3 protein-coding genes are annotated in these 2,809 nt (G+C 75.3%); 1 reads left to right on the top strand and 2 read right to left on the bottom strand.

Annotation, left to right across the window (positions count from 1 at the left end; genetic code table 11):
• Positions 1-840: NUDIX domain-containing protein (locus tag I59_RS20370; protein ID WP_261976603.1), on the top strand; the 840-nt coding region annotated here is incomplete at its 5' end.
• Between the two features lie 319 nt (positions 841-1,159).
• Here I59_RS20370 and I59_RS17330 read toward each other — a convergent pair.
• Both I59_RS17330 and I59_RS17325 read right to left on the bottom strand, forming a co-directional pair.
• Positions 1,160-2,413 carry an MFS transporter gene (locus I59_RS17330; RefSeq protein WP_022904946.1) on the bottom strand — a complete coding sequence of 418 codons (1,254 nt, stop codon included), beginning with the start codon at positions 2,411-2,413 and terminating at the stop codon, positions 1,160-1,162.
• A partial coding sequence (locus tag I59_RS17325; protein WP_022904945.1) for an FCD domain-containing protein occupies positions 2,410-2,809 on the bottom strand: 400 nt, incomplete at its 5' end. The genes I59_RS17330 and I59_RS17325, both read right to left, overlap by 4 nt.

Raw genomic sequence — 2,809 nt, 5'->3', positions numbered from 1 at the left:
GCGGCGGCCCCGACGGCACGAAGGCGTGGGGACGCTTCGGCGCCGCCGTGCCTCCTCGTCGACGACGGCTCCGGCCGCGTGCTCCTGCAGCACCGCGTCGAGTGGAGCCACCACGGCGGCACCTGGGGCATCCCCGGCGGCGCCCGGCACCAGGGCGAGGACGCCGTCACCGGCGCACTCCGCGAGTCCGCAGAGGAGGCAGGCGTCCCGCACGACGGCGTCGACCTGCGCCACACCGCGGTCCTCGACCTCGGGTTCTGGACCTACACGACCGTCGTCGGGCGCGCCTCCCGGCCGTTCGAACCGGTCATCGCGGACCGGGAGAGCCTCGCGCTCTCCTGGATCCCGGTCGACGAGGTCGCCGACCTCCCGCTGCACCCCGGCTTCGGTGCCTCCTGGCCGACGCTGCGCGCCGCCCTCGACACGACGCCGCACGTCGTCGTCGACGCGGCCAACGTCGTCGGCAGCCGACCGGACGGCTGGTGGCGGGACCGCGCCGGCGCGGCCGCGACGCTCGTCGCGGGCGTCGACGCGCTCGCTGCGGACGGGATCGCCGCGTCCGGACTCGACCTGCCGTTCGCGCGCTGGTGGCCACGGTGGACCGTGGTGCTCGAAGGGGAGGCCCGGCTCGCCCCCGACACGGCCGCCCACGGCGTCGAGGTGGTCCGGGCACCCGCTTCGGGTGACGACGCGATCGTCGCAGCGGCCGAGCGGGCGCTCGCCGAGGGCGATGCCCCCGTGGTCGTCGTCACGGCGGACCGTGAGCTGCGCTCGCGGGTCGAGGCGCTCGGCGCCGGTGCGCGCGGCCCGGCGTGGTTGCGCGACGCGTTGCCGGCGTGACGGACAGTGAGCGCACGCGCTGGCGACCGTCCCCGAGCTGCGCACGATCTCGCTCTGTCTCGTGGCAGTTCCGGTGCACGACCGTCGGGGTTCCGGAACCGGAACTGCCACCGACCGAACGGAACGGCGCCTCGGGCCGGGCCGGGCGCAGCGGCCGAGCCGGACCCAACCCGACCAAACCGGACGGGTCCAGACCGGACCGGATCGGACGGGTCCGGACCGGATCGGACCGGATCGGACCGGACCCGACCTGACCGCACTAGACCCGACCGGACCGGACCGGGGCCTGGACCGACCCGTCGGGCCGGCGCCGGCGCGCTCAGGCCGGGATGTGCCTCCTGGACGACACCGTGATCGCGACCCACGCGATGACGCCGAGCGCGACGACCACCCCGAGGATCACCGGGACGGGCACGGTGCCCGCGATCGCCGCGATGACCGCCGGCGCGAGGAACCCGGCGTACGCAGCCGCGTAGAACACGCCCGTCAGCCCCGCGAGGTCACGGGGACCCGCGATCCGCTGCACCTCGAGCAGAGACGACACGAGCGCCGTGCCGATCCCCGCGCCGATGACCACGTTGGCGGCGAGACCGATCCACACCGACTGCGCGACGACCGCGAGGCCGACGACCCCGATGCCGAGCGTCATCAGCGCCACCGCGACCGCGAGTCCGCGGGCCGAGGTCACCGAGTGCACGCGCTTCGCGATCGGCTGCATCGCGCTCGACACGCCCAGGGCGACGACGGTCGTCGCCGTGGCGAAGACGAGCCCCCACGACCCGGTCGCCGCGGTGAGCTGTGTCGGCAGGTAGCCGTAGCCGATCGCCGCGGACCCGAAGATCCACGGGGCTGCCACGAGCACGACCCGGGTGAAGCGTCGGTGGCCGGCGCTCGGCACCCGGAGCTGGCGCCACCACGGTCCGGGCAGGCCGCCGGTGGTGTTCGTCTCGGGCGTCCGCCACACCACGATTGCGAAGGGCAGGGCGACGACGATGTGCAGGAGGAAGGGCAGGACCTCCGGGACGGGGCCCCACTGGGCGATGAGCCCGGCGACGAGCGCCCCGGACGCGGACCCGAGCGTGAACGCCAGGGACGCCCGTCGTGCTCCGGCCCCGGCGTCCGCGCGCGGGTCGAAGCGTCCCTGCGACAGCTCCTTCACCCAGCTGTTGCCGACCGCCATCGCGATGCCCACCGTCACGCCCGAGAACAGCCGACCGACCGCCAGGAACCCCGGCCCGAGCGGTCCGAGGGCCAGGAGCCCGCTGCCGACGACGGCGGTGCCGATGCCGACGAGCATGAGCGGGCGACGACCGTGCCGGTCGGACAGCGACCCGGCGACGAGCAGGGCTGGCGCGAGCCCGAGGACGTAGACCCCGAGGAGGACGGTGACGAGGACGGACGAGTAGTGCTGCCGCTGTTCGTACATGAGCAGGAGCGGGGAGAACTGGTTGCCGCCCCAGGAGCACACGAACACCGCGCCCCACACGGCGACCCACGGCAGGGCGCGGGCCTGCGGAACGGCGACGGACCCCGTGGTCGGCACGCTGCCCGTGGTGGCGTCGGCCGCGCTCACAGGGCGCCCCGGTGCGAGGCGACGTGCTCGTGGAGGACCGCCGCGTAGCGGGCCGCGTCCCCGGCCTCGAGCGCTGCGGCCAGCGCACGGTGGTCGTCGAGCGACGCCTGCAGCTGCTCGGGTCGGAGCCGCATGAGTTGGTGTCGGAGCCGCTGCTGCCGGTCCCGGAGCGTCCGGGCGAACATGACCGCGATGCCGTTCCGCGACGCCCCGATGACCGCGCCGTGGAACTCGGCGTCGAGCTCGACGAAACGGTCGACGTCACCGGCCGCGACCGCGTGCTGCTGCTCGCCGAGCACGGCCAGGAGCGCGGGGCCGACGTCGGCGGCCCGGCCGTCGCGCACGACCCGGGCTGCGGCGGTGGACTCGATGGCCTCCCGCATCTCCAGGACGTCG

Origin of the sequence: Curtobacterium sp. B8, from assembly GCF_000333315.1 — a bacterium.
GTDB classification, from domain to species: Bacteria; Actinomycetota; Actinomycetes; order Actinomycetales; family Microbacteriaceae; genus Curtobacterium; species Curtobacterium luteum.
This window is presented reverse-complemented; position numbering and strand designations above follow the sequence as displayed.